2 protein-coding genes are annotated in these 1,575 nt (G+C 61.0%); both read left to right on the top strand.

Translation table 11 applies throughout. The annotated features are described in order from the left end of the window. A partial coding sequence (locus tag A3754_RS21715) for a YqaJ viral recombinase family protein (RefSeq protein ID WP_063521313.1) occupies positions 1-831 on the top strand: 831 nt, incomplete at its 5' end. A 94-nt stretch (positions 832-925) separates the two neighbouring features. Further along, positions 926-1,575 (top strand): hypothetical protein (locus A3754_RS21720; protein ID WP_063521314.1); only part of this gene is annotated, 650 nt, incomplete at its 3' end.

Genomic DNA, 1,575 nt, shown 5'->3' on the forward strand with positions numbered 1-1,575 from the left:
ACCTTGGGTTCAAGAAGATTGCNCCNGGCCCCCGATCCTGACGACATCCATACCCCGCTGTACTGGGGCAATCTTCTTGAACCCAAGGTGGCCGAGGCCTATGCCAAGGCGACGGGCAACAAGGTACGGCGAGTGAATGCCGTGCTCCAGCACCCGGATGCAGACAAGCCCTGGATGCTGGCCAATCTGGATTACTCGGTAGTGGGAAATCCAGAGGTGCAGATCCTGGAGTGCAAAACCACCGGCCTCAATGGCGCCAGGCTCTGGGCCGATGGCGTACCAGAGTACATCCAGTGCCAGGTGCAGCATCAACTGGCCGTCACCGGCAAGCAGGCAGCGGACGTGGCGGTGCTGATCTGCGGGCAGGAGTTGCAGGTACACCGCATTGAGCGGGATGACGCCGTCATCAAGCAACTGATCGAGCTGGAACGGGCCTTTTGGCACTTGGTGGAAACCGATACGCCACCCGAGGCCGATGGCTCCGACTCCGCCGACCAGGCGCTGCGAGCGCTCTACCCTCGTGACGATGGCGAAGCGTTGGATCTCATTGAAGACACCGCACTCAACGGCGATTTCAGTGAGATGCTGGATATCCGGGAACGCCTAGCCCGTCTGGCCGAACGGGAAGCCCGGCTCAAGCAGCGCATCCAGCAACGCATGGGTGACGCCGCTCGGGCTTACTTCATGGATGGCCAGGTGAGCTGGAAGCGCAGCAAGGACAGTACAGTGCTCGACACTGACGCCCTGCTCAAGACTCAGCCCGCGCTACTGCAGCAATTCCCCAAGCATCGCGCTGGCAGTCGCCGGTTCCTCGTCAAACCCAACACCTGATCGTTCTCGCATCACCTCACTCAACACCCCACGCCTAACAGCATAAACGCCGGGCCCAGCCCGGCGGCTGTGCTTTTTATAACAGGAGATTCCCATGATCAAAGGACTCGCCATTACGCCCCCCGTGATTGGCCGTATCAGTATTGGCCGCATAGTAGAAAAGAACGGCAAGCGTCTGCCGGAGAAAGACGACCAATTCACCATCACTACCCAGATCCAGACCCGGGAGGGCTGGCTACCGCACCCACTGGATGAGGCCCTACGCCAGGAGGTACAAGGCAAGAAGCTACGCAGCATTCCCGTCACCCTGCCCTTCAATGATCCGGACCTGAACCTGCGGGCGGAGTACACCTTCTTCGAGCGCAAGAGTGGCCGGCCCCTGTGCAGTGGCGACGGGGAGACCTGCCGACGCCGCACCGACCAGGGCCTGGAGCAGTTACCCTGCCCCTCACCCGACCTATGCGAATTCGGTGCCCACGATCTGTGCAAACCCTACGGGCGGCTCTATGTACGGATCGGAGAGGAGGATGGACTGGGCTGCTTCGTGTTTCGGACCACCGGCTACAACAGCATCCGCACCCTGGCTGCTCGGCTGCGCTACTTCCATGCCATCAGTGGCGGCAACCTAGCCACCCTACCCCTGGAATTGAAGCTACGCGGGAAGAGCACTACCCAGAGCCACCGGGCACCGATCTACTACGTGGATCTGACGCTGCGCGCTGAGCAATCCATGGAGGATGCCGT

It is taken from the genome of Alcanivorax sp. HI0083 (assembly GCF_001635175.1).